Source organism: Pseudomonas sp. AC252 (assembly GCF_979258105.1).
The window spans coordinates 5,390,894-5,415,006 of record NZ_OZ409837.1 but is presented as its reverse complement, the minus strand read 5'-3'; the positions used below and the strand labels follow the sequence as shown (position 1 = coordinate 5,415,006).

General features: G+C 60.7%; 20 protein-coding genes and 1 pseudogene. 7 read left to right on the top strand and 14 right to left on the bottom strand.

The genetic code is table 11. The features are described from left to right. Positions 1-3: 3 nt before the first annotated feature. The gene (locus ACZZZ4_RS24520; RefSeq protein WP_039763098.1) at positions 4-1,419 is read right to left on the bottom strand and encodes a purine-cytosine permease family protein; all 1,416 of its coding nucleotides are present in this window, start codon (positions 1,417-1,419) and stop codon (positions 4-6) included. Between the two features lie 241 nt (positions 1,420-1,660). On the opposite strand from ACZZZ4_RS24520, the gene ACZZZ4_RS24515 reads away from it, so the two are divergent. Further along, the gene (locus ACZZZ4_RS24515; protein WP_039763097.1) at positions 1,661-2,572 is read left to right on the top strand and encodes a LysR family transcriptional regulator; all 912 of its coding nucleotides are present in this window, start codon (positions 1,661-1,663) and stop codon (positions 2,570-2,572) included. A gap of 15 nt (positions 2,573-2,587) precedes the next feature. Here the strand turns inward: ACZZZ4_RS24515 and argE are convergent, their stop codons facing one another. The 6 genes from argE to ACZZZ4_RS24485 all read right to left on the bottom strand — a co-directional run bounded on the left by argE (position 2,588) and on the right by ACZZZ4_RS24485 (position 8,632). Beyond that, positions 2,588-3,736, bottom strand: a complete 1,149-nt coding sequence (gene argE / locus ACZZZ4_RS24510) for an acetylornithine deacetylase (RefSeq protein WP_463549024.1) — start codon at positions 3,734-3,736, stop codon at positions 2,588-2,590. Next, on the bottom strand, positions 3,733-4,410 hold the full coding sequence (locus ACZZZ4_RS24505) for a DUF1028 domain-containing protein (protein WP_463549023.1): 678 nt from the start codon (positions 4,408-4,410) through the stop codon (positions 3,733-3,735). The genes argE and ACZZZ4_RS24505 overlap by 4 nt, the downstream gene beginning before the upstream one ends. A 120-nt stretch (positions 4,411-4,530) precedes the next feature. Next, positions 4,531-4,947, bottom strand: coding sequence for a RidA family protein (locus tag ACZZZ4_RS24500; RefSeq protein ID WP_039763092.1), 417 nt, complete (start codon positions 4,945-4,947; stop codon positions 4,531-4,533). A 60-nt stretch (positions 4,948-5,007) separates the two neighbouring features. Further along, entirely contained in the window at positions 5,008-6,318 is a 1,311-nt protein-coding gene (locus tag ACZZZ4_RS24495; RefSeq protein WP_463549022.1) for a flavin-containing monooxygenase, read from the bottom strand. Positions 6,319-6,548: 230 nt separating this feature from the next. Continuing rightward, positions 6,549-7,367 (bottom strand): alpha/beta fold hydrolase, encoded by an 819-nt coding sequence (locus ACZZZ4_RS24490; RefSeq protein WP_463549021.1) that lies wholly within the window; start codon positions 7,365-7,367, stop codon positions 6,549-6,551. Positions 7,368-7,588: 221 nt separating this feature from the next. Then, entirely contained in the window at positions 7,589-8,632 is a 1,044-nt protein-coding gene (locus ACZZZ4_RS24485) for an LLM class flavin-dependent oxidoreductase (protein WP_463549020.1), read from the bottom strand. Between the two features lie 203 nt (positions 8,633-8,835). Between ACZZZ4_RS24485 and ACZZZ4_RS24480 the strand changes: the two are divergent. Together ACZZZ4_RS24480 and ACZZZ4_RS24475 are read left to right on the top strand one after the other, a co-directional pair. Next, positions 8,836-9,876: pseudogene (locus tag ACZZZ4_RS24480) on the top strand (cache domain-containing protein); the annotation flags it as partial. A 138-nt stretch (positions 9,877-10,014) separates the two neighbouring features. Beyond that, the gene (locus ACZZZ4_RS24475) at positions 10,015-10,782 is read left to right on the top strand and encodes a methyl-accepting chemotaxis protein (RefSeq protein WP_405045588.1); all 768 of its coding nucleotides are present in this window, start codon (positions 10,015-10,017) and stop codon (positions 10,780-10,782) included. Between the two features lie 140 nt (positions 10,783-10,922). Here the strand turns inward: ACZZZ4_RS24475 and ACZZZ4_RS24470 are convergent, their stop codons facing one another. Further along, positions 10,923-11,408: a flavin reductase family protein gene (locus ACZZZ4_RS24470; RefSeq protein WP_016775037.1), complete on the bottom strand. Its 486-nt coding sequence runs from the start codon at positions 11,406-11,408 to the stop codon at positions 10,923-10,925. Between the two features lie 323 nt (positions 11,409-11,731). On the opposite strand from ACZZZ4_RS24470, the gene ACZZZ4_RS24465 reads away from it, so the two are divergent. Together ACZZZ4_RS24465 and ACZZZ4_RS24460 are read left to right on the top strand one after the other, a co-directional pair. Beyond that, positions 11,732-13,138, top strand: a complete 1,407-nt coding sequence (locus tag ACZZZ4_RS24465) for a purine-cytosine permease family protein (RefSeq protein WP_463538350.1) — start codon at positions 11,732-11,734, stop codon at positions 13,136-13,138. 249 nt (positions 13,139-13,387) lie between these two features. Further along, positions 13,388-14,488: a polyamine ABC transporter substrate-binding protein gene (locus tag ACZZZ4_RS24460; protein ID WP_016775035.1), complete on the top strand. Its 1,101-nt coding sequence runs from the start codon at positions 13,388-13,390 to the stop codon at positions 14,486-14,488. 123 nt (positions 14,489-14,611) lie between these two features. On the opposite strand, the gene ACZZZ4_RS24455 is transcribed toward ACZZZ4_RS24460, so the two are convergent. Continuing rightward, complete coding sequence (locus ACZZZ4_RS24455; protein ID WP_463549019.1) at positions 14,612-15,586, bottom strand: TerC family protein; 975 nt, start codon at positions 15,584-15,586, stop codon at positions 14,612-14,614. Positions 15,587-15,846: 260 nt separating this feature from the next. After that, positions 15,847-16,635 (bottom strand): AraC family transcriptional regulator, encoded by a 789-nt coding sequence (locus ACZZZ4_RS24450; protein ID WP_463549313.1) that lies wholly within the window; start codon positions 16,633-16,635, stop codon positions 15,847-15,849. A gap of 82 nt (positions 16,636-16,717) precedes the next feature. Between ACZZZ4_RS24450 and ACZZZ4_RS24445 the strand changes: the two genes are divergently transcribed. Continuing rightward, positions 16,718-17,716 carry a bile acid:sodium symporter family protein gene (locus tag ACZZZ4_RS24445; protein ID WP_463549018.1) on the top strand — a complete coding sequence of 333 codons (999 nt, stop codon included), beginning with the start codon at positions 16,718-16,720 and terminating at the stop codon, positions 17,714-17,716. A 7-nt stretch (positions 17,717-17,723) separates the two neighbouring features. Here the strand turns inward: ACZZZ4_RS24445 and ACZZZ4_RS24440 are convergent, their stop codons facing one another. Beyond that, complete coding sequence (locus ACZZZ4_RS24440) at positions 17,724-18,326, bottom strand: LuxR C-terminal-related transcriptional regulator (RefSeq protein WP_463549017.1); 603 nt, start codon at positions 18,324-18,326, stop codon at positions 17,724-17,726. A 113-nt stretch (positions 18,327-18,439) separates the two neighbouring features. Here ACZZZ4_RS24440 and ACZZZ4_RS24435 point away from each other — a divergent pair, with 113 nt between their 5' ends. Further along, entirely contained in the window at positions 18,440-20,068 is a 1,629-nt protein-coding gene (locus tag ACZZZ4_RS24435; protein ID WP_415762226.1) for an ATP-binding response regulator, read from the top strand. 51 nt (positions 20,069-20,119) lie between these two features. Here ACZZZ4_RS24435 and ACZZZ4_RS24430 read toward each other — a convergent pair whose 3' ends face one another. From ACZZZ4_RS24430 to ACZZZ4_RS24420, 3 genes are all read right to left on the bottom strand, one after another. Continuing rightward, entirely contained in the window at positions 20,120-20,962 is an 843-nt protein-coding gene (locus ACZZZ4_RS24430; protein ID WP_463549016.1) for a hypothetical protein, read from the bottom strand. A 247-nt stretch (positions 20,963-21,209) separates the two neighbouring features. Then, a complete protein-coding gene (locus ACZZZ4_RS24425) occupies positions 21,210-22,382 on the bottom strand; it encodes a cystathionine gamma-synthase (protein ID WP_415762228.1) in 1,173 nt (390 codons plus the stop codon). After that, positions 22,379-23,755, bottom strand: coding sequence for a pyridoxal-phosphate dependent enzyme (locus ACZZZ4_RS24420; RefSeq protein WP_463538344.1), 1,377 nt, complete (start codon positions 23,753-23,755; stop codon positions 22,379-22,381). Before ACZZZ4_RS24420 ends, ACZZZ4_RS24425 begins: the two co-directional genes overlap by 4 nt. Positions 23,756-24,113 lie beyond the last annotated feature (358 nt).

Genomic DNA, 24,113 nt, shown 5'->3' with positions numbered 1-24,113 from the left:
CGCTCAGAGATTGCCCGCGAGCTTGCCGCCGGTCATGCGTCGACGATAGGCGCTGTCGCGATTGGCCAGCCAGAAATACAGCGGCGAAGTCACCAGCAAACCCACCAGCCAGGACAGGTCGGCGCCGTTGATGTGCGCCGACACCGGGCCGACGTACAGCGGCGTGTTCATGAACGGGATCTGCACGGCGATGCCGATCGCATAAGCCAGCAATGCCTGCGGGTTATAGCGACCGTAGATGCCGCCGTCGACCTGAAAGATCGACTGAATGTCGTACTTGCCCTTGTGGATCGCATAGAAGTCGATCAGGTTGATCGCCGTCCACGGCACCAACACCACCAGCAACACCAGCACCATGTCGACGAAGTGACCGATGAAGTCAGCCGAGGCGCCCACTGCAGCGAAGCAGCAGGCCAGCAACACGATGATCGAAATCACTGCACGGCTTTTCGCCGTCGGGATCCAGCGATAGGCGAACGTCTGCACCAAGGTGATCAGCGACAGCACCGCGCCGTACAGGTTGAGGGCGTTGTGGCTGATCACGCTGAGCAGAAACAGCACCAGCATCAGCGGGCCGATGGCGCCGGTGGCCAGTTTGACCGCGTCCATGGTGTCCATGCCCACCGGCGTGGCCAGCACCGCCACCGCACCGAACACGAACGACAGGCTCGAACCCAGCGCCGAACCGAGATAGGTCGTCCAGAACGTCGACGACACTTTTACATCGGCCGGCAAATAGCGCGAGTAGTCGGAAACGTACGGCGCGAATGCGATCTGCCACAACGCCGCCAGCGACACCGTGGCCAGCCAGCCGGACAGATTGAAGCTGCCACGGGTAAGGAAGTCGTCAGTCTGAATGTGGGTGAAGATGTAGATGAAACCCACGGCGATGCCGATCCCCAGCACCCACGTGCCGATGCGGTTGAGCACGTGGATGAAGCGGTAGCCGATGATGCCGATGATCCCGGAACCCAGCGCGCCGATGACGATACCGACCGGCACCGGAACGCTGTCGACCACACCATGCAATGACTTGCCGGCGAGGACGATATTGGAAGCGAAGAAACCGATGTACATCACTCCGGCGATCAGCACCACCAGCAGCGCACCAAGCGAGCCAAACTGCGCGCGGCTCTGGATCATTTGCGGGATGCCCATCTGCGGGCCTTGCGCCGAGTGCAGCGCCATCAGCACGCCGCCGACCAGATGGCCGACCAGAATCGCGACGATGCCCCAGACCAGATTCAGATGAAACAATTGCACGCCCAGCGCCCCGGTAACGATGGGCAACGGCGCGATGTTGCCGCCGAACCAGAGGGTGAACAGATCGCGGACCTTTCCGTGGCGATCTTCGGGCGGCACGTAGCCTATGGTGTGTTTTTCAATCAGCGGAGCGGAGGTGGATGCGGGGGTAGCCATGTCGAACTCCAAGGCAAGGATGAGTACGTGGACGTACTTCGGTAAGCGCCGGCACGGGTGGCGCATTTCTTGTTGAAGTGATCATGTGCAAAGCCCCGGGATAGATAAATTAGTAAGTTTGTTGCTTCAGACCTTAAAAAATATGCTCCGGCTGCGGCGGGCGTCCGGTATGTTCAAGCCTCGATATGCAGCGCCGGAGCTGCCGAAGGCTGCGATCTTTTGATCTTTGTGGAGGTACCCCATGGCTGCCTACAACCTGCGCCAGCTCAAATACTTCGTCACCACAGCCGACTGCGGCAGCGTCGCCGAAGCATCGCGCAAGCTCTACATCGCGCAGCCGTCAGTGTCCACGGCGATCAAGCACCTGGAAGAGAGCTTCGGTGTGCAGTTGTTCATTCGCCATCACGCGCAGGGCGTGTCACTGACGCCCAGCGGTTCGCGCTTCTATCGCAAGGCGCTGGAGCTGTTGCGGGTGGCTCACGAGTTCGAGCAGAACGCTCTGGCGGACAACGATGTGGTCGCCGGGCAGATCGATATCGGCTGTTTCGAAACCGTTGCGCCGCTGTATCTGCCGCGCCTGATCGCCGGCTTCAAGCAGCGCTGGCCGGGCGTGGAGATCCGCATCCGCGACGGTGAACAGCAGGAACTGGTGCAAGCGCTAACCGCGGGCAGCATTGATGTGGCGATGCTCTTCGAACACGACCTCGACAGCACCATCGAAACCTCGTCGCTGATGCCACCGCAGCAACCGTATGCGTTGTTGCCGGCCGATCATCGTTTTGCGCAACAGGCGAAAGTCTCGCTGCATGATCTGGTGCTGGAACCGATGATCCTGCTCGACGTGGTGCCGAGCCGGACGTACTTCGTGAGCATTTTTGAAGAGCGCGGCCTGACGCCGAATATCGTCTTCAGCTCACCGTCGATCGAGATGGTGCGCGGCATGGTCGCCAATGGTTTCGGCTTTTCGATTCTGGTGACCAAGCCGTTCAGCGACTACACCTACGACGGGCAAAAAGTCGTCTGCGTGCCACTGGCCGAAACCGTCACCGGCTCGGGTTTGTCGGCGGCGTGGCTGCGGCGGGTGCAACTGACCAAGCCGGTGCAGTTGTTTGTCGATCATTGCCGCGAGGAATTGGCCCGGCTGTACGCCTGAACGCCGGGCCAAGGTTTACACGCTGATGAAATCGAGCAGGCGTAGCAGCATCTCGTCACAGGCTTTCAGCTGATCGAGGCTGACGAACTCGTCGGGTTTATGGCCCTGATCCATGCTGCCGGGGCCGCATACCACGGTCGGAATGCCCACGGCGTCGAACAGACCGCCTTCGGTACCGAACGCCACGGTGCCAAATTCCTTCGAAGCGCAGAACGCCGCGATCAGCTCGGCGGCCTGGCTGTGGGCGTCGGTGACCAGGCCCGGATACGCCGACAGTTCGCTGAAACAAATGTCGCTGTGCGCACTCACAGCGCGCATGCGTGGCAGCACTTCGCGTTCGGCGTAAGCCGTCAGCGCATCGGCAACCAGAGCCGGATCCTGCGAGGGCAGGGCGCGGATCTCGAAATCGAAGCGGCAGTCGGCGGGGACGATATTCAACGCCTTGCCGCCAGTGATCAGCCCGGTTTGCACGGTACTGAACGGCGGATCGAATCGCGCATCGTGATGTTCGGGGGCCTTGAGTTGCTGGCCGAGCCGCCCCAGTTCGGCGATCAGTTCGGCGGCGTATTCGATGGCGTTGACCCCGAGCGGCGCATAGGCCGAATGGCACGGGTGGCCATGCACCTCGCAGCGCATCGCCAGTTTGCCTTTGTGACCGAGCACCGGTTTCAGCTCGGTCGGTTCGCCGATGATGCACAGCAACGGTTTCACCGGACGCTGCTGCAAAACCTCAAGCAACGAGCGCACGCCGAGGCAGCCGACTTCCTCGTCATAAGACAGCGCGATATGCACCGGCAGGCGCAAAGGCGTTGCCACCAGGCTCGGTACCAGCGCCAGCACGCAGGCTATATAGCCTTTCATATCAGCCGTGCCACGGCCGAACAGCTTGCCGTCGCGCTCGCTGAGTTCGAATGGCGATAGCGTCCACGGCTGGCCGTCGACCGGCACCACATCGGTGTGCCCGGACAGCACGATGCCCGGTTGGTCAACCGGGCCGATGCTGGCGAACAGGTTGGCTTTGCTGCGCTCGTCGTTGTAAATCAGCGCGCAGGTTACGTCGTGACTGGCGAGGTAATCGCGGACGAATTCGATCAACTGCAAATTCGATTCACGGCTGGTGGTGTCGAAGCTCACTAGCGTTCTGAGCAGCTCGACGCTGTTCATCGATCATCTCCGGCAACGCCATAGCCCGGTGCCTTGGCCGGATCGAGGGCGCGATCGATGTAGTCCTGCAATTGTGGACGGTAGGCATCCCAGAGTTTTTGCAACTGGCCGATCGGGTTTTCATCGGCCCAGTCCACGCGCAGGTTGACGATGGGCCAGGTCTGTTCGCCGACCACCAGCAGCGCTGCCGAATGCACCGGCCCGGCTTCGCCGCCGAGGGCTTGAGCCGCATGCAGAGCCTCGAGCAGGCGCTCGGCGAGCTGGCCTTCGCCGTGCTCGAACGCGCTGACCATGGCCTCGATGACTTCGCGCCCGGCGAGCATGTTGCCGGCGGCGACGCATTGTTCACCAGTCACGGCGTTGTGCACGCCGAGGGTTTGCGCGCCGCTGAAGTGCGCGGTCTGGCCGAGGTGGTTGATCGCGGTGATCTGCCGATACTGGCTGTAGCCGTTGCGCGTGAGCGCCTGATCCAGCGCGGCTTCAGGGGCGACGCCCTGTTCCAGCAGGGCGAGGACTTCCGGCCCGAGCGACGGCAGGGTGATGTTCTGGCTCGACACCGCGCCGACACCGGGCAACAGCCACGGGCAGCGGGCGCCGACGGCGATGCTGGAAGAACTGATGGCGACACCGAACTGGCCAGTGTCGGGGCAGCGGGCGGTGATGGAAAAGGTCATCTTTTGAACTCCTTGTGTGTCTGGGCTGACGCCTTCGCGAGCAGGCTCGCTCTCACTTTGAAATACATGCCCCTGTGGGAGCGAGCCTGCTCGCGAAGGCCACGACTGGGTTTTCCTGACTTACTCGGGAATCACCGCAATCACATCAATCTCCATCAGCCACTGCGGCTGGCCCAGCGCCGAGACCACCAGCCCGGTGGAAATCGGGAACACCCCCTTGAGCCATTTGCCGACTTCCTGATACACCGCCTCGCGATAACGCGGGTCGATCAAATAAGTGGTGGTCTTGACGATGTGGCTCATGTCGCTGCCGGCTTCTTCGAGCAATTGTTTGACGTTGCGCATGGCTTGTTCGGCCTGGGCGCGCGGGTCACCGAGGCCGACCAGATTGCCATCGAAATCGGTGCCGACCTGGCCGCGCACGTACACCGTGTTGCCGGCGCGTACGGCCTGGCACAAGTCGTTGTCCAGGGTCTGGTTGGGGTAGGTGTCTTTGGTGTTGAACATGCGGATGCGCGTGTGGGTTGGCTGGCTCATGGGCGGCTCCTGAAGAGAGGATGTGGCCCGGTGCAATCGGCACCGGGGCATAAGAGGAAATCAAGCGTCGACGAACTGTCTTTGCGCAGAAGAATGCGGCTGTGCTTCACGCTGTTCGGCATCGCGGTATTCGAGGTATTTGCGTTGGGTGGCGATGTGATCAGCGACATGTTTGGCGTCGTGCCACACGCCCCAGATAAACGACGAACCCCGCCGCGATTGCCACGGGAGGCCGAGGAAATAAATTCCCGGTTCGCTCGACACGCCGCGCTGATGCACAGGCTTGCCTTGCGCATCCAGTGCCGCGACTTTCAGCCAGGAATAGTCCACGGCGAACCCGGTGGCCCAGATGATCGACGTGACGCCGGCCTCGCGCAGATCCAAGTCGCGCAAGGGGTTTTTCACGCACTCGGGGTCGGCAAACATTTCCCGCGCCTCGGGCTCTAGCGGCAGGTCGAGGCCGTTGCGTTCGACGTAGGCGTCGGCAGCATCGAGCAGCGCTAGATAGTTCTCATCGCCACGCTGGAGATTGGCCGCCAGGTCCTGTTTGAAAGTCACCACACCGTCGTTGAAGGATTCGGTAACCCCGACCAACGTCATGCCGCGATGGGCCAGACCGCGGAAGTCGATGGTGCGCCCGCCATGAGCGCCGCTGACGGCGATGGTCACGTGTTCGCGGCCGGGTTTCATTGCCGCTTGATCCCATTCGCCGAGCACCCCCAGCCACCAGCAGAAATCGCGGTTGCGGTAGGCGCGAGGCGGGCGATCGTGGGCACCCACCGACAAGTAAACCTGCTTGCCGGAACGTTGCAGCTCATCGGCAATCTGCACCCCGGAAGAGCCTGCGCCGACCACTAGCACCGCGCCTGCCGGCAGTTGCTGCGGATTGCGATAGTCAGCGGAGTGGATCTGCAGCAGGCGTTCGTCATGCGGGGCAATCGCCGGGATCACCGGTTTCTGAAACGGCCCGGTTGCAGCGACGACTCGGCTAGCTTCGATCACGCCTTCGGAGGTTTCGACTGTGAAACCCGGGCGACCGACGTTACGCACCACACTTTTCACTTCGACGCCGGTGCGGATCGGCGCATTGAATTTCTTCGCATAGGCTTCGAAGTAATCGGCTACTCGCTCCTTAGGGGCAAAACCGTCGGGGTCGACGTCATCGAATTCCAGACCGGGAAAACGGTCATGCCACGCCGGACCGTTGGCTACCAGCGAGTCCCAGCGTCCGGTGCGCCAGCGTTCGGCGATGCGATTGCGCTCCAGCACCAGATGCGCAATGCCGAGTTTGCTCAGGTGCTCACTCATCGCCACACCCGCTTGGCCGGCACCGACGATCAGCGTGTCTGTTGTTATTGTTTCTGGGGTCATCTCTACATCCTTCCTAACAAGGCAGTTGGATTCGGGCCGCTGTTGGCTTGTCCGTTTGGCTTGAGGTCAGACTAGGGAGAGGGGGTATCGGTAAAATATTATTAAGCTGGGATATGAAGATAAAAAACTGATGCAGGCAGGCTGAGGCCTTTGAATTCGGGGCTTTCGGAGGGAGACGACAACACTGGAGAGTCGGGATGAGGCAAAAATGCCTCATCCCGGTAAGCGTTTCAACGATTGAGGAACGCCAGCAGATCCTCATTCAATGCCTGCGCATGGGTCACGGCGAACCCGTGCGGCGCGCCGGCGTAAACCTTCAACTCGGCGCCTTTGATTTGCGTGGCCGCCTGCTTGCCGGTGGTCTCGAATGGCACGATCTGGTCGCCGTCGCCATGGATCACCGGGGTCGGCACATCGATCTTGGCCATGTCCGGGCGGAAGTCGGTTTCCGAGAACGCCGTCACGCAGTCGACGGTGCCCTTGAGCGAGGCCATCAGTGCGATGTTCAGGGTTTGCGTGAGCACGCCGTCAGAGACTTTCTGGCCCTGATTGATGCCGTAGAACGGCGTGTTGAAGTCAGCGATGAACTGCGCGCGATCTTTCAGCAGGCCAGCCTTGATGCCGTCGAATACCGATTTGTCGACGCCGTCTGCGAAGTCGGCTTTCTTGCCGAACAGCGGCGTGACCGCACCGAGCAATACCAGACCGGCAACGCGCTCGCTGCCATGGCGGGCAATGTAGCGGCTGACGTCGCCGCCACCCATCGAGAAGCCGACCAAGGTCACGTCGCGCAGGTCCAGATGGTTGATCAAGCCGGCGATGTCATCGGCAAAAGTGTCGTAGTCGTAGCCGGTCCATGGTTGATCGGAGCGACCGAAACCACGGCGGTCGAAGGCGATGGTGCGGTAGCCGCGACTGCTCAGGTATTCCATCTGGTATTCCCACATGTCCGCATCCAGCGGCCAGCCGTGGCTGAACAGCACGGGCTTGCCGCTGCCCCAGTCCTTGTAATAGATCTCGGTGCCGTCTTGGGTCTTGAAGGTGCTCATGCAAACTCCTTGTGATCGTGTGTGGCAAGAATGGATGCCGAATGGGCAACGGCCACTATCCGCGCAAAATGCGAAAGGCACTTGTACGCAAGTGCTGGTTTGGCGGAAGGAGAGAGTAGTACGTTGCGCGATGAGTATTTCACCTCGACATTACAGAAATGAAAGAGGGCGAGCTCCTGGCGGAGTCGCCCTTTTTGCCATGTTCAAGGACGCACAAGCCTCTAGCGAAACGCCGGCACCACATGCTTGATAAACAACTCCAACGACTTCTTCTTCTCTTCATGCGGCAAGCTGTTGTCACACCAGAAACTGAACTCATCCACGCCCAGTTCCTGGTAGTACTTGATCCGCGGAATGATCTCTTCCGGCGTGCCGATCATCGCGGTCTTGTGCAGGCTCTCCAGTTCAAACTCCGGACGTCCGGCAAACTTCTCTTCCGGGCTCGGCGCGAGGAAGCCATTGACCGGCGTTTCCTTGTTGCCAAACCACGCATCAAAAGTGCGGTAGAAACGTGAGATGGCTTTCGCGCCGACTTTCCAGCCATCCGGGTCATCAGCGGTGTGCACGTGGGTGTGGCGCAGCACCATCAATTGCGGGCGCGGTACGTCGGGGTTGTTGTCCAGTGCGGTCTGGAATTTGTTCTTCAGGTCGAGGACTTCTTCGTCGCCTTTCATCAATGGCGTGACCATGACGTTGCAGCCGTTGGCCACGGCGAAGTTGTGCGAGTCGGGGTCGCGGGCGGCGATCCACATGGGTGGGTTGGGCTTCTGGATCGGCTTCGGCACGCTGGTCGAGGTGGGGAATTTCCAGATGTCGCCGTCGTGGGCGTAGTCGCCTTGCCACAGGGCGCGGACCACCGGAACCATTTCCCGCAATGCCTGGCCGCCGCTGGAGGCGGGCATGCCGCCGGCCATGCGGTCGAATTCAACCTGATAGGCGCCGCGTGCGAGGCCGACTTCCATGCGGCCGTTGCTGATCACGTCGAGCAGGGCGCATTCGCCGGCAACGCGTAGCGGGTGCCAGAACGGCGCGATGATGGTGCCGGCGCCGAGGTGGATGGTGGTGGTTTTCGCTGCGAGGTAGGCCAGCAGCGGCATCGGGCTTGGGGAAATGGTGTATTCCATGGCGTGGTGTTCGCCGATCCACACGGTGCTGAAACCGCCAGCCTCGGCCATCAGCGTCAGTTCGGTCAGGTCTTCGAACAGTTGGCGGTGGCTGACGCTTTCGTCCCAGCGTTCCATGTGTACGAACAGGGAAAATTTCATGACGCTACCTCGAGTCTTTTGTAATTGGCCGGTCGTGTGCGGGCCTGTCGAACTGACGTGAGCGCTGTGCGCTCGCGAGTCTTCTCACCATTCAAGCACGCCTTCGAGGACGGCTGTTCGGTTGATTGAATATTGGTATACCATAATACGGAATATCCGCAAAATATTTCTGACCGACACTTCGAACAAGGAAGGCGCAAGCAATGAACATAAAACAAAAACTGACTCTGGCGTTTGCGGTAATCGCCAGCCTGCCGGTGTTACTGGTGGCAGCGCTGATCATCCTCAATGTCCGCGAGGGCGCGCGCGACACCTTTACCGACAGCACCGGGCGCGAAGTGCGCCAGGTGGAAAACGCGATGCAGCTGTTTTTCGAGGGCATCAGCCAGAACGTTGCCTACCTGGCCGAGCATCCGCAACTGCAGAGCATCGACACCAGCCTCAAACGTTACCTGAGCAGTGACGCCGCGCAAGCGCCGATGGGGCCGCAGGATCAACAGCTGTTCAAGCTGTTCGACGGTCTGGCCAAGGCGCATCCGGCCTATACCTATCTGTCCGTCGGCACCGAGCAGGGCGGTTATCTGTTCTGGCCGGGCGATGCGCAACTGGCGAACTACGATCCGCGCACCCGCCCCTGGTACAAAACGGCGATGGCTAATCCTGGCAAAACGCTGCGCACCGAGGCCTATTACTGGGCGGCGGATGACGTGGTGCTGGTGAGCACCGTGCGCAGTTTCAACAACCAGTTGGGCAGCAATGCGGGCGTGGTCAACATCGACGTGTCGCTCAAGCAATTGACCGATCTGGTCAAGCAGATCCGCCTCGGCGAGAGCGGTTATCTGATGCTGATGGAAGCCAACAACACCGTGCTGGTCGACCCGAGCGATCCGGCGCACAACTTCAAGAAACTCAGCGATCTCGGCGACGGTTATCAGCAACTGGCCGAGGCGGGCAAAGGCCTGGTAGAGGTGCAATTGGCCGGCGAGGATTACATGGCGCTGGTCTGGCCGTCGCAGGCGTTGGGCTGGCGGTTTGTCGGGCTGGTGAAAGCCAGTGAAGTGATGGCCGGGGCGACGCGTTTGACCTGGCTGATCGGCGCTATCGCTGTGGTTTGCGCGTTGCTGTTTGCGATGGCCGGCGCGTGGTTTGCCGGACTGATGGTCAAGCCGATTCGCGGTGTCGCCAGTGGTCTCGAAGGTATCGCTCAAGGCGAGGGCGATCTGACCGCGCGACTGGAAGTACGCGGGCAGGACGAAACCGCGCAACTGGCGGGCTGGTTCAACCAGTTTCTTGAAGCGATTCGTACGTTGATTCAGCGCATCGGCCAGGCAGCGGGGCAGATTCACAGCAGCTCTGGCAGCGCCACCGAAGTCTCGGCGGAAATGGCCGACGTCGCTTCGCGTCAGCGTGAGGCGGTGGACATGGTTTCTACGGCGTTTCACGAAATGGTCGCCACTTCCAACGAGGTTGCGCGCTCGTGCAGTCAGGCGGCCGATTCGGCAGACAACGGTCAGCGTCAGGCACACACCGGGCAGCAGCAGATCGACGCGGCGGTCAGCAACGTCGGGCGCTTGAGTCAGGAGATCGGCCACAGTGCCGAGTCGATGCAGCAACTGGAGCAGGACAGCAACGACATCCAGTCGATCCTCGGCACCATCCGCTCGATTGCCGAGCAGACCAATCTGCTCGCGCTCAACGCCGCCATCGAAGCGGCGCGCGCCGGTGAACAGGGCAGGGGCTTTGCCGTGGTCGCCGATGAAGTCCGCGCGCTGGCCAAACGCACCGCGGATTCCACCGGTGAGATTGATGCACTGCTGGGTAATCTGGCGCGGCGCACCCATCAGATGGGCAAGCAGATGCACGCCAGCCTCGAGGTCTCGCAGGAAACCGTGGTGTCGATCAACGAGGCGCGGGCGAGTTTTGAATTGATCCGTGAATCGGTCGACGTGATCCGCGACATGAACACGCAGATTGCCACGGCGGCGGAGGAACAGCATCAAGTGGCAGAGGACATCAATCGCCACATCAGCCAGATTCATGGTGATGCGCAGTTGGTCGCGAGCCTGGCGGATTCGACTCGCCAGGACGCGCAGAACCTGACGGCGTTGTCGCAGACGTTGAATCAGCTGGTGAGCCGGTTCCGGACCTGACACGGTCGCCCAGGCAACACCAAAACCTGTGGGAGCGAGCCTGCTCGCGAAGGCGTCGGGTCAGTCAAAAATGTAACAACTGACCCATCGCTTTCGCGAGCAGGCTCGCTCCCACATGGGCTATCCGAGATCTGGTGAAATCACGCCACAACCGGCAACGCACCCATCTTGCCGTGGCAATACACCAGCGGTCCGGCGACCTGCTCAGGGACGATCAGGTTCTTCACCGCGCCGACCATGATTGCGTGGTCGCCACCTTCGTATTCACGCCACAACTCGCACTCGATCACCGCCGTCGCATTGGCGAGGATCGGGTTGCCCAGTTCGCTCAACGTCCACTCGATGCCCTGCGCCTTGTCCTTGCCTTTGCGCGCGAAGGCATAGGCCTCGCTTTGCTGCACGCTGGACAACAGGTGAATCGCAAAGCGTTTGTTCTTGATCAGCACGGGATAGGAGTCGGAGCTGTAGTTGGGGCAGAACAGTACCAGCGCCGGGTCCATCGACAGCGAGCTGAACGCGCTGGCGGTCAGGCCGACGATCTGGCCGTCGTCGTCCAGCGTGGTGATGACGGTGACGCCGGACGGGAACGAGCCCATGACTTGTTTGTAAATGGCAGCATCGATCATTGGGTGGTCCTCGGGTGGTGTGACGCGGTTTTTATGGTTTGTAGGTCTGATGGTATACCGTAATACATATCTTGCAAGAGCTTTTCTGGTGAACCGATAAACGTGCCACTTTCGTCGGAAAGGCAATGTTTACGGGGCGTTCAGCTAGCCGTGCAGGGGTGGGATCAGCGAGGATAGCGGATCAGAGGGCGACAGAATCAGCGGATCAGGCTTGTGCAAAGTTTGGAATACCATAATATGGTCTGCATCTGAGGGGCGACCCAAGAGTCCTCCCGGTTTGGCTTCATACAAAGATAAAAACAGACAAACTCGAGTTCATGCATATGTCCCAGATGTCCCGGCAAGATCCGTTGATCGAGAATCATACGGTCGATTACGTCCCACTCGCGGAACGCCACGGGAAGGCCCGCGATCTGTTCACTCTTTGGTTCAGCACCAACATTGCGCCACTGCCCATCGTCACCGGCGCCATGGTGGTTCAGGTGTTCCACCTCAATCTGTTCTGGGGGCTGCTGGCGATTGCGCTGGGGCACATGATCGGCGGCGTGGTGATCGCGCTGGCCTCGGCCCAAGGCCCGCGCATGGGCATTCCGCAAATGGTCCAGAGTCGCGGTCAGTTCGGTCGTTATGGCGCACTGCTGATCGTGTTCTTTGCGGCGCTCATCTACATCGGCTTCTTCATTTCCAACATCGTGCTGGCCGGCAAATCCATCGTTGGCATTGCGCCGTCTGTGCCAGCGCCGCTGAGCATTCTGATCGGCGCGCTCGCCGCCACCGCGATCGGTGTGATCGGCTACAACTTCATCCATACGCTCAACCGCATCGGCACCTGGGTGATGGGCGGCGCATTGCTCGCAGGCTTCATCTACATCTTCGCCCATGACTTGCCGGCAGACTTCCTGACGCGCGGCAGTTTCAACCTGTCCGGCTGGCTGGCGACGGTGTCGCTGGGCATCATCTGGCAGATCAGCTTCTCGCCATACGTCTCCGACTACTCGCGATATCTGCCAGCAGACATCGGTATCGCCAAACCCTTCTGGGCGACGTATCTGGGCGCGACGCTGGGCACGATTCTGTCGTTCAGCTTTGGCGCAGTCGCCGTACTGGCCACGCCGGAAGGCACTGAAGCGATGGCAGCGGTCAAGCAGTCCACCGGTTGGCTGGGGCCGATTCTGATGGTGCTGTTTCTGCTCAACATCATCAGCCACAACGCGCTCAATCTGTATGGCGCGGTGTTGTCGATCATCACCTCGATCCAGACGTTCGCCAGCCAGTGGACGCCGAGTATCAAAGTGCGCGTGGTGCTGTCGAGCGTGATTCTGGCCGCGTGCTGTGTGGTCGCCCTCAGTGCTTCGGCGGATTTCATTTCCGAATTCATCGGACTGATTCTGGCGCTGTTGCTGGTGCTGGTGCCGTGGGCGTCGATCAACCTGATCGATTTCTACCTGATCAAGCGCGGCAACTACGACATCACCTCGATCTTCCGCGCCGACGGTGGCATCTACGGGCGCTTCAACCTGCACGCGATCATTGCCTACTTCATCGGCATCATCGTGCAACTGCCGTTTGCCAACACCTCGCTATACGTCGGGCCCTACGCCAATCTGGTGGAGGGGGCCGACCTGTCGTGGCTGGTTGGCCTGGTGGTCACCGTGCCGTTGTATTACTGCCTGGCAACTCGCGGTCAGGCGCAGCAGAGCAGGGCGGCCAGACTCGGCTATACCGACTGACTGCAACCGCAATCCAGCAATGCCCGGCCCAGCGCCGGGCATTTTTGTTTGCGCATTTCAGCGGTCACGGAAATTGGCCATATCGATCCCCTTTTGGCCTGCCGCCTACTGTCACCGCGCTACGCTGTCAGCAAGAATCGAAACCATAACAACAGGCTCGACCTTTTTTGCCCTTGGCTATCGTTACAGCCACTGCCGTGTACAGAACATAAAAACCATCGATCTCACGTCGCATTCGGGGAAACAACCATGGTCACGATCAAACGCATTCTGGGCGCCACCGTGTGTGGCCTGACGCTGCTGGCCAGCGCCGTCCAGGCCGAGCAGCGCGAACTGCGGGTGTACAACTGGGCGGATTACATCCTGCCTTCAGTGCCCAAGGACTTCGCCGAGCAAAGCAAGATCAAAGTGACCTGGGACACCTTCGACACCAACGAATCCCTGGAAGCCAAACTGCTCACCGGCAACTCCGGTTACGACCTGGTGGTGCCGTCCAATCAGTTCATCGAAACCCAGATCAAGGCCGGCGTCTTCCAGAAACTCGATAAGTCGAAACTGCCGAACTGGCAGCACCAGGATCCGGCCTTGCTCAAGTTGCTCGATGCCAACGACCCCGGCAATCAGTACGGCGTGCCGTACATGTATGGCACCGTGCTGATCGGCTTCAACCCGGCCAAGGTCAAGGCTGCCCTGGGCGATAACGCGCCAGTGGACAGTTGGGATCTGGTGTTCAAACCCGAGAACATGGAAAAGCTCAAGGCCTGCGGCGTGGCGATGCTCGACTCGCCGTCGGAAATCCTGCCGCTGGCCCTGCACTACCTCGGCCTCGATCCGAACAGCCAGAACCCGGCGGACTATGAAAAGGCCAAGGCCTTGATGATGAAGATTCGCCCTTACGTGACCTACTTCAACTCGGCCAAGTACATGACTGACATCGCCAACGGCGACATCTGCGTGGCGATCGGTTATTCCGGCAGCTTCTACCAGTTCGGCAATCGCGCCAAAGAGGCGGGCAACGGTGTGGTGGTCGACTGGCGTCTGCCGAAGGAGGGCGCGCCGATCTGGTTCGACACGTTCGCCATTCCGAAAAGCGCGAAGAACGTTGCCGAGGCTCACGAATTCCTCAACCACTTGCTCGATCCGAAAGTGATCGCACCCATCAGTGATTTCCTCGGTTACCCGAATGCCAACAAGGACTCGATGCCGCTGGTCAACAAGGACATCACCGACAACCCCAACTTGACCCCGACCAGCGAAGCGCTGAAAACCCTGTATGTGGTGCAACCGTTGCCGCAGAAAATGGAACGGGTGCGCACGCGGGTGTGGACCAGTATCAAGTCCGATAAATAAGTGCGCCGCACTTCAAATGTGGGAGCGAGCCTGCTCGCGAAAGCGGGGTGTCATTCAACTCCTATGTTGAATGATCCGGCGTATTCGCGAGCAGGCTCGCTCCCACAGGTGGGTTGTGTTGTGTCATTCGGTGCGGCGTTCTGCCTCGCGGCTGGTCACCAGGCTCAACAGCACCGACCCGAGAATCACCGTCCCGACTATTGCCAGCGACCATTCCACCGGCATGTGGAACCACGGCATCAGCACCATCTTGCCGCCGATGAACACCAGTACGATCGCCAGCCCGTATTTGAGCAGGTGAAAGCGGTCAGCCATGTCCGCCAGCAGGAAGTACAGCGCGCGCAGGCCCATGATCGCGAAGATGTTCGAGGTGAAGACAATGAACGGGTCGGTGGTGACGGCGAAGATCGCCGGAATGCTGTCGACGGCGAACATCAGGTCGCTGGCCTCGATCAGCACCAGCACCAGAAACATCGGTGTCGCCCAGCGCACGCCGTTCTGCAGGATGAAAAACTTCTCGCCGTGAAAGCCGCTGGTGATGCGCATATGCCCGCGAACCCAGCGCAACAGCGGGTTGTTATCGAGATCCGGTTGCTGGTCTGCAAACACCAGCATTTTGATCCCGGTGATGATCAGGAACACCCCGAAGGCATACAGCAGCCATTCGAACTGCGACACCAGCCACACACCGGCAAAAATCATCATCGCGCGCATGACAATCGCGCCCAGCACGCCGTACAGCAGCACCCGCCGCTGTAATTCCGGCGGCACGGCGAAATAGCTGAAGATCATCACGAAGACGAACATATTGTCGATCGACAGCGACTGCTCGATCAGATAGCCGGTGAGGAATTCCAGGGTTTTCTGCCGGGCGATTTCACCGCCGAATTCGCCGTGCAGATACCACCAGAGCAGCCCGGCAAAACTCAGTGCCAACAGGCACCAGGCAATCACCCAGGCCGACGCTTCCCGCACCGACACTCGGTGCGCCTTGCGCCCGCCGAAGACAAACAAGTCCAGGGCCAGCATGGCCAGAACGAAGACGATGAAGGCGCCCCACATCCAGGGTTCGCCGATATTGATGTTCGTCGCAGGCATGACACGCTCCCCTGTCTTGTTACTTGCAGTGTTATCGCTGATCCAACGGCAAGCGCATCCCCCTGTGGGAGCGAGCCTGCTCGCGAATGCGATGGAACAGTGAAGTTGAGGTTGCTGACCCACCGCGTTCGCGAGCAGGCTCGCTCCCACAAGGATCATCTTCTGTTCTCAATCAAAGTCAGACGGGGCCATGCTAGCGATGGATTTGGAGCAAAGAAAAATCGTTTATTTCTGACTGACAGTTCGGCAAAAACGAAGTGTCAGCGGAAAAACTCCCCCGGCGTCTCGCCAAACTGCTGGCGAAACGCGGCAATAAATGCCGAAGTCGAGTCGTATCCGCAGGCCAGCGCTACGTCAGTCACACGCTCACCTTTCTCCAGCGGCGTCAGTGCTCCAAGCAGGCGCAGGCGTTGGCGCCAGGCGCGGAAGGTCAGGCCGGTGTCGCGCAAAAACAGGCGGGTCAGGGTCTTTTCAGTGACGCCGAATTTTTCGCTCCAGTGGCTCAGCGTGGTCTGCTGTTCGGGGTGTTGCTCAAGGCTCTGGTAGATCTGCTTCAAGCGCGGGTCTTGCGGGAGCGGCAGCATCAAGTCGATGGTCGGCGCGTCGGCCAATTGATCAAGGATCACCTGGGCCAAGCGTCCGTCAGGGCCGCTTTCCTCGTATTCCACTGGCACCTGACTGAAGGCGCGAATCAACTCTCTGAGCAAATCGCTGACGCCGAGTACATGGCAATGTTCAGCCGCCCAACCGGTGACGCTGCTGTCGATGTACAGGCTGCGCATTTCCGTATGCGGTGCGCTGAACACCCGGTGCGGCACGCCGGCCGGAATCCACACCGCACGCTCCGGCGGCGCGACGAAACGGCCAGCACTGGTCTGCACTTCGAGCACGCCTTGAATCGCATAGGACAACTGCACCCACGGATGACTATGACGCCGGGTGAGGGCGCGATTGGGCAGCGATTCGGTGCGTCCGTAAACCGGGCGCGGCAGGCTGGGAAGTCCGGGAACACTGCGGCGAACGCTTTTGCTCTGTCCTTTAGGCGGCATCTTGCGGCTCTTCGGCGTTAGTCGGTAACTGCCAGTCACGTTAGAGTCGTCGGCACGCACTGGCAACCCCCGGATGAATTTCATGACGCGCCCACGTTTTTTACCCGATAACTTCACCCTGACTTTGATTGCTGTGGTTGTGCTGGCCAGTTTTCTGCCCGCCAGCGGCCAAGTTGCCGTCGGCTTCGGCTGGCTGACCAACATCGCCATCGCCCTGCTGTTTTTCCTGCACGGTGCCAAGCTGTCGCGCGAATCGATCATCGCCGGCGCCGGCCACTGGCGTCTGCACCTGCTGGTGTTCGGCCTGACCTTCGTACTGTTCCCGATCCTCGGCCTGGCGCTGAAACCGTTGCTGTCACCGCTGATTGGCGATCAGCTGTACATGGGCATGCTCTATCTGTGCGCATTGCCGGCCACCGTGCAGTCGGCCATCGCGTTTACCTCACTGGCGCGAGGTAATATTCCGGCGGCGATCTGCAGTGCCGCGGCGTCCAGTCTATTTGGGATTTTCCTTACACCGCTGCTGGTGACGCTGCTGCTCAACGTGCACGGCGACGGCGGTTCGACCCTCGATGCGATCGTCAAAATCAGTGTGCAGTTGCTGCTGCCGTTCATTGCCGGGCAAATTGCTCGGCGCTGGATCGGCGCGTGGGTCGGGCGCAACAAGAACTGGCTGAAATTCGTTGATCAGGGTTCGATTCTGCTGGTGGTGTACGGCGCATTCAGCGAAGCCGTAAACGAAGGCATCTGGCAGCAGATTCCGTTGTTCGAATTGTTCGGCCTGGTGGTGGTCTGCTGCATTCTGCTGGCGCTGGTTTTACTGGCCTCGACCTTTTTGGGCAAAGCCTTTGGCTTCAATCAGGAAGACCGCATCACCATCCTGTTCTGCGGTTCGAAAAAGAGCCTGGCCACCGGCGTGCCGATGGCGCAGGTACTCTTTGCCGGCAGCACCATCGGCGTGTTGATTCTGCCGCTGATGCTGTTCCATCAGATTCAACTGATGGTCTGCGCGGTATTGGCCCAGCGCTATGCGAAACGGCCGGAGTCGGTGCCGGATCTGATGGCGCAGGTTGACCCGTAAAAACGTTTCACAGCCCCGAGTACTTGACCGCCGCTGCCGCCCGCGTAGGAACGTCCAGCGTGCGCAGCAACGAAGACACATGGATGCGCACCGTGAACGGTGAAATATCCAGTTCACGGGCGATTTCCTTGTTGGTTTTGCCTTGCGCGATCAAACGCAGCACGTCCTGCTGACGCGGTGTGAGCGTCGTCGCGGTTTCCAGCGGCAACAGGCCTGACGGCGCCGACTTCACGAGCACTTCACCTTCACGGATCGCCAGAATCGCCTGGCCGATCTCATCCGGCGCGATGTTCTTGCCAATGAAACCGTCAATGCCCGCCGCCATGACTTCACTGATCAACGCCTGGTCGTCGACCATCGACACCACGATCAGCGTGGTGCGCGGCAATCGTGCTCGCAAGTCGGCGAGTTGAGTGATGCAGGTCAGCCCGGGAAAGCGCAGATCGAGCATCAGCGTGTCGGGCTCGTTGCCCTCTGACAGTAGCTTGAGCACAGCGTCGAAGTCGCCGGCCTCGCAGATATTCGCTTCGGGCAGCAAGCGCTGCACGGTGCGCAGCATTGCTTCGCGAAACAGTGGGTGATCGTCGGCTATGATGATCCGGCACGTCATGACGCGACCCTCCCTGGGTCAGGCGTGATTCAAGGCCTGCACCTTAGCACTGGACGCGAAGGTTGCCTGTAGGCTGCTTCCGAAACTGCAATCGCTGCACAAGGACGTTTCCCATGAAGTTCGAGAAAAACACCGAACTCGACCAGGCCAATCTGCGCATCATCATCGCCGCCATCGCGGTGGTCTACATGGTCGTACTGGTCTTTCTGCCGGGCCATCGCTTCGAGACCTACCTGCCGGTCATCACCTACATCAGCCTGTTCCTGCTGGCGTCCATCGTGTTTCGCCAAGCCATTGCGCGTTGGCCGGGGCATTATCCAGCGCGGCGGATTTTTGCCATGGTCCACGATTACACCGGTACCTGTTTCGGGCTGGTGATCGGCGGCGAAGCGGCGCTGCCGCTGTACGCGGTGATGGTCTGGGTCAACCTTGGCAACGGCATGCGCTACGGCTCGCGCTACCTGGCAATTGCCACCGGGCTTGCGCTGGTGGCGCTGCTGGTGGTCTATCGCCTGACGCCGTATTGGCAGGCGCAGCCGTTCATGGTGCTGATGCTGCTGATTACCAGCACGGTGATTCCGTTCTATGCGCATTTGCTGTTGGAGCGCACACGCAAGGCATCGGAAGAAGCGGTGGCGGCGAATCTGGAGAAATCGAGGTTTCTGGCGCAGGCCAGTCACGACTTGCGTCAGCCGATTCACTCCATTGGCTTGTTTACCGCCTGTTTGCGCGAGTCGCGCTTGGGAGATGACGAGCGGCGGTTGGTCGACAACATCGACCGCTCACTGCTCAATGTTTCGCAACTGTTCCGTTCAATTCTCGACCTTTACACCCTGGATAACGGCCGGGTCGAAGCAAAAATGCAAACGTTGAACCTCGGTGAATGGCTCGCGGACATTGTCCAGCAACATCAGGAAGCGGCACGGTGGGCGGGCGTCGAGCTGCGGCTGCGACCGTGTACCCACTGGGTCAGAACCGACCCGGCGCTGCTGGCGACCATGGTGCAGAACGTGCTCTCCAATTGCTTCAAATACGGCGCGCAGCGGCCGGTGCTGATGGGTGTACGCAAACGCGGGGCAGGGCTGGCCATTGTTGTTTATGACTGCGGCAATGGTATTGCCGAAGAGCACCTGCACAAGGTTTTCGAGGAGTTTTATCGGGTGCGGCAGCTTCGCGACAAGGATGTCGAGGGTGTCGGCCTGGGCCTGTCGATCATCAAGCGTCTGGGTGAACTGATCGATGTGCAAGTCGCTCTGCGTTCACAGTTGGGGCGCGGCACAGCTGTGACCCTTGCAGGGTTGCCGATCGTAGCGGCGCCGCAGTCACGGGTCGTTCACGGTGAAGCCCGGCAGGTGGGTTTGTTGACCGGGCTGAAGGTGTGTCTGGTCGAGGATGATCGCAACGTACTGCTGGCAACCTCAGCGTTGCTTGAACGCTGGGGCTGTGTGGTTCAGGCCGAGTTGTCAGCTGAAGATCTGGTGACTGGCTGCGACATCATCGTCGCCGACTATGACCTCGGCACCCACGCCACTGGCATCGAATGCATCGACGCAGTGCGCAGGCAGCGCGGCTGGGCAGTGCCGGCGATGATCATCACCGGGCACGAAATCGAGAAGATTCAGGCAGCCTTGCATGACCGGCAGATTGCGATTCTGTCGAAGCCTGTGCGGCCGGCCGAGTTACGCGCGACGTTGCGCGCCCTGCGTGATCGACAAGGCGAAGCGGTTGAACAAATGCTGTAAAGGCCGATGTGAACGGGCGGCTCAAGGAACCGGCCCGTTACACCGGGGCGTTTATTGCGGGCTATTGAACTGGTCGGAATAGCTGCCGGTCATCAGCGCTGATGCCACGCGATCAGAACCGACTCCGACTCGAGAATAGGCCAAACGGTTCACGCCGGTACGGTCGGCGCCATCTGCCGCCAAAGCCCCGGCCCCGACCTTATCGGCGCCATCGGAAGCCACCGCGCCAGCCCCGACCTTATCGGCGCCGTCAGAAGCCACCGCACCTGCTCCGACCTTATCGGCGCCGTCGGAAGCCACCGCACCGGCGCCGACCTTATCGGCTCCGTCAGAAGCTACCGCACCGGCGCCGACCTTATCGGCTCCGTCAGAAGCTACCGCACCGGCGCCGACCTTATCGGCGCCATCCGCCGCCAAAGCCCCAGCCCCGACCTTGTCGGCGCCGTCAGAAGCTAACGCGCCGGCCCCGACCTTATCGGCTCCGTCAGAAGCCACCGCACCGGCGCCGACGTTATCGGCGCCGTCAGAAGCCACCGCACCTGCTCCGACATGATCGGCGCCGTCAGAAGCCACCGCACCGGCGCCGACCTTATCGGCTCCGTCAGAAGCTACCGCACCGGCGCCGACCTTATCGGCGCCATCAGAAGCCACCGCGCCAGCCCCGACCTTATCGGCGCCGTCAGAAGCTACCGCGCCAGCCCCGACCTTATCGGCGCCGTCAGAAGCTACCGCACCGGCGCCGACATGATCGGCGCCGTCAGAAGCCACCGCGCCGGCCCCGACCTTATCGGCCCCATCAGAAGCCACTGCCTGCGGTTGCGCCGCCCAGACATTGGGCATCACGACGCTGGCCGCTACCGCAAGAAGCACGCCTGACAACAACTTGTATTTCATGGTTTTCTCCACGACCCGGCTGCCATACAGCGATCAATCGCGCGCGATGCATATAGACGCCACGACTCATTGGCCTGGGTTTACCTGGTTGGCGAAAGGCACGGGCACACCGAGTGGCGTGCGGGTGTCGACATGATTCTGATCGAACCGATTGAGTATAGGACCGGCCTCGAGAACCGCCACGGCGGGGAGATCGACGGACAGAAAAAGAAGCCCGCATTGCGCGGGCTTCGTTGTGTGGGGCTTGTTAAATGTTTGCCAATGCCTGGGCCAGGTCGGTGCGCAGGTCTTCAACGTCTTCCACTCCGACCGACAACCGCACCAGCCCGTCGCCAATCCCCAGCTTCGCACGGGTTTCCGGCGGAATGGTCGCGTGGGTCATGATCGCCGGGTGCTCGATCAGGCTCTCCACACCGCCCAGACTTTCCGCCAACGCAAAGATCTTCACGTTCTCCAAAAACCGCCGCGCACCGGCCAGATCGCTGTTCAGATCAACAGAAATCATCCCGCCAAAACCACGCATCTGCCGCTTGGCCAGCTCATGCTGAGGGTGCGACTCAAGGCCCGGATAGTGAACGCGCTTGACCTGCGGTTGCTGCTCGAGCCACTGCGCCAGATCCAGGGCGTTGCTGCAATGACGCTCCATGCGCAGAGCCAGGGTTTTCACTCCGCGCAGAGTCAAGAACGCATCGAACGGCCCGGAAATCGCGCCGACGGCGTTCTGCAGAAAACCAAGTTTTTCCGCCAGCTCGGCGTTCTGCCCGACCACGGCAATGCCGCCGATCACGTCGGAGTGGCCGTTCAGATATTTGGTGGTCGAGTGCAGGACGATGTCGAAACCCAGCTCCAGTGGGCGCTGGATATACGGGCTGGCGAACGTGTTGTCGGCGACGCAGATGATCCCGCGTGCGCGGCAGATGCGCGCGATGGCGGCCAGATCCGACAGGCTCAGCAGCGGGTTGGTCGGGGTCTCGACCATGACCATGCGCGTGTCGTCCTGCAGCGACGCTTCGAACGCCGACAGATCGGTCAGGTCGACGAAGCTGAAACGGTGCCCGGCACTGCGCTGACGGACCTTGTCGAACAGGCGGAACGTGCCGCCGTACAAGTCATTGCCGGAAACGATGTGCGAGCCGGCATCCAGCAGTTCCAATACCGTGGAAATCGCTGCCAGCCCCGAGGCGAAGGCGAAGGCGCGGGTGCCGCCTTCAAGATCCGCTACGCAGCGTTCCAGGGCAAAGCGCGTCGGGTTATGCGAGCGGCCGTAGTCGAAACCCTTGTGCACGCCGGGGCTGTCTTGCAGGTAGGTGGAGTTGGCGTAGATCGGCGGCATCAGTGCGCCGGTGGTCGGGTCGGGCTGTTGCCCGGCGTGGATCACCCGGGTGGCAAAGCCTTGGGATTTATCGTCGTGCTGACTCATGCAAGGGATCTCCGTAATTGGTTGAGCATGTCGGTGCGGGTGATCAGGCCATGGAAGCCGGACGCGTCGGCGATGATCGCGACGAGGCCACGGCTGAGCACCGCTTCCAGTTCGGCCAGGGTTGCAGCCGGGGCGAGGGTTTGCAATTTGTCAGTCATCACGCTGGACACCGACTGGCTGAAGCGCGCGGCGTCTTCGTGCACGCCGAGGAGGATGTCGGACTCATCGATCACGCCCACCAGTTGCTTGCCTTCGACCAGCACCGGCAATTGCGAAACGTCCGCCAGACGCATGCGCTGGAACGCCGTGAGCAGGGTGTCGTCCGGGCCGACGCTGATCACCCGGCCGTCCTCGAAACGCCGTGCGATCAAGTCGCGAAGATCGCCGTAGCCCTTACGTTGCAACAGGCCCTGGTCGGTCATCCACTGATCGTTGTAGACCTTCGACAGGTAGCGCGTGCCGGTGTCGCAGACGAAGCTGACCACGCGTTTCGGCTCGGTCTGTTCGCGGCAATAACGCAGCGCGGCAGCGAACAGGGTGCCGGTCGATGAGCCACCGAGAATGCCTTCGGCCTTAAGCAGTTGGCGGGCGTGATCGAAGCTTTCTGCATCACTGATCGAGTAGGCGTGGCGCACGCTGGACAGGTCGGTGATCGACGGAATGAAGTCTTCGCCAATGCCCTCGACCGCCCACGAACCGGGCGTCGGCAAGGTGCCGTCGCGGCTGTATTGCGCCATCACCGAGCCGACCGGATCGGCGAGGACCATTTCCAGATTCGGTTGCACGCGCTTGAAGAAGCGACTCAATCCGGTCAGCGTGCCGGCCGATCCGACGCCGACGACGATAGCGTCCAGATCATGTTCGGTCTGCGCCCAGATCTCCGGCGCGGTGCTGCATTCGTGGGCGAGCGGATTGGCCGGGTTGTTGAACTGATCAGCGAAAAACGCTCCGGGAATGTCCTTGGCCAAACGCGCCGCGACGTCCTGGTAATACTCGGGATGGCCCTTGCCGACATCGGAGCGGGTGATGTGCACTTCGGCGCCCATGGCCTTCAAGTGCAGGACTTTCTCGGTGGACATCTTGTCCGGCACCACCAGCACCACACGATAGCCTTTGGCCCGGCCGACCAGCGCCAGACCCAGACCGGTATTGCCGGCAGTGGCCTCGACAATCGTCCCGCCCGGTTGCAGGCGGCCGTCACGCTCAGCGGCGTCGATCATCGCCAGACCGATACGGTCCTTGATCGAGCCGCCGGGGTTCTGCGATTCAAGTTTGAGAAACAGCGTGCACGGTCCGGTATCGAAGCGGGTGACCTGCACCAGCGGAGTATTGCCTATCAGCCCAAGCACGGCAGGGCGTGATTCCTTCGACATTTCTTCACCTCTTATGGTGTTGATCGCGTTCCGATCGCGGGGAAAAGACTCGCGTGCAACTTAGGCGCAGACATCTTCTCCCGCAACCTTTAAACCCTGGAAAATCCAGCCATTTGGATCTAACGATAGAACGAAATCGGCAAGCTGCCGGAAGAGTTCCGATGGGTTTACAGCAAGGCGTCATCGAGTATTCAAAGGGCGTCTTCGTCGCGACAAAAGCTTGATTTGTGTCCCCGGGTTCCGATCGTTCCCCCGCTCTGCGTGGGAATGCAGCCGGGGACGCTCAGCGTCCCTACGGGCCGAAGATCGCAGCCTTCGGCAGCTCCTACACGTGCCACTGTGCATGAGCAAAGCTTGT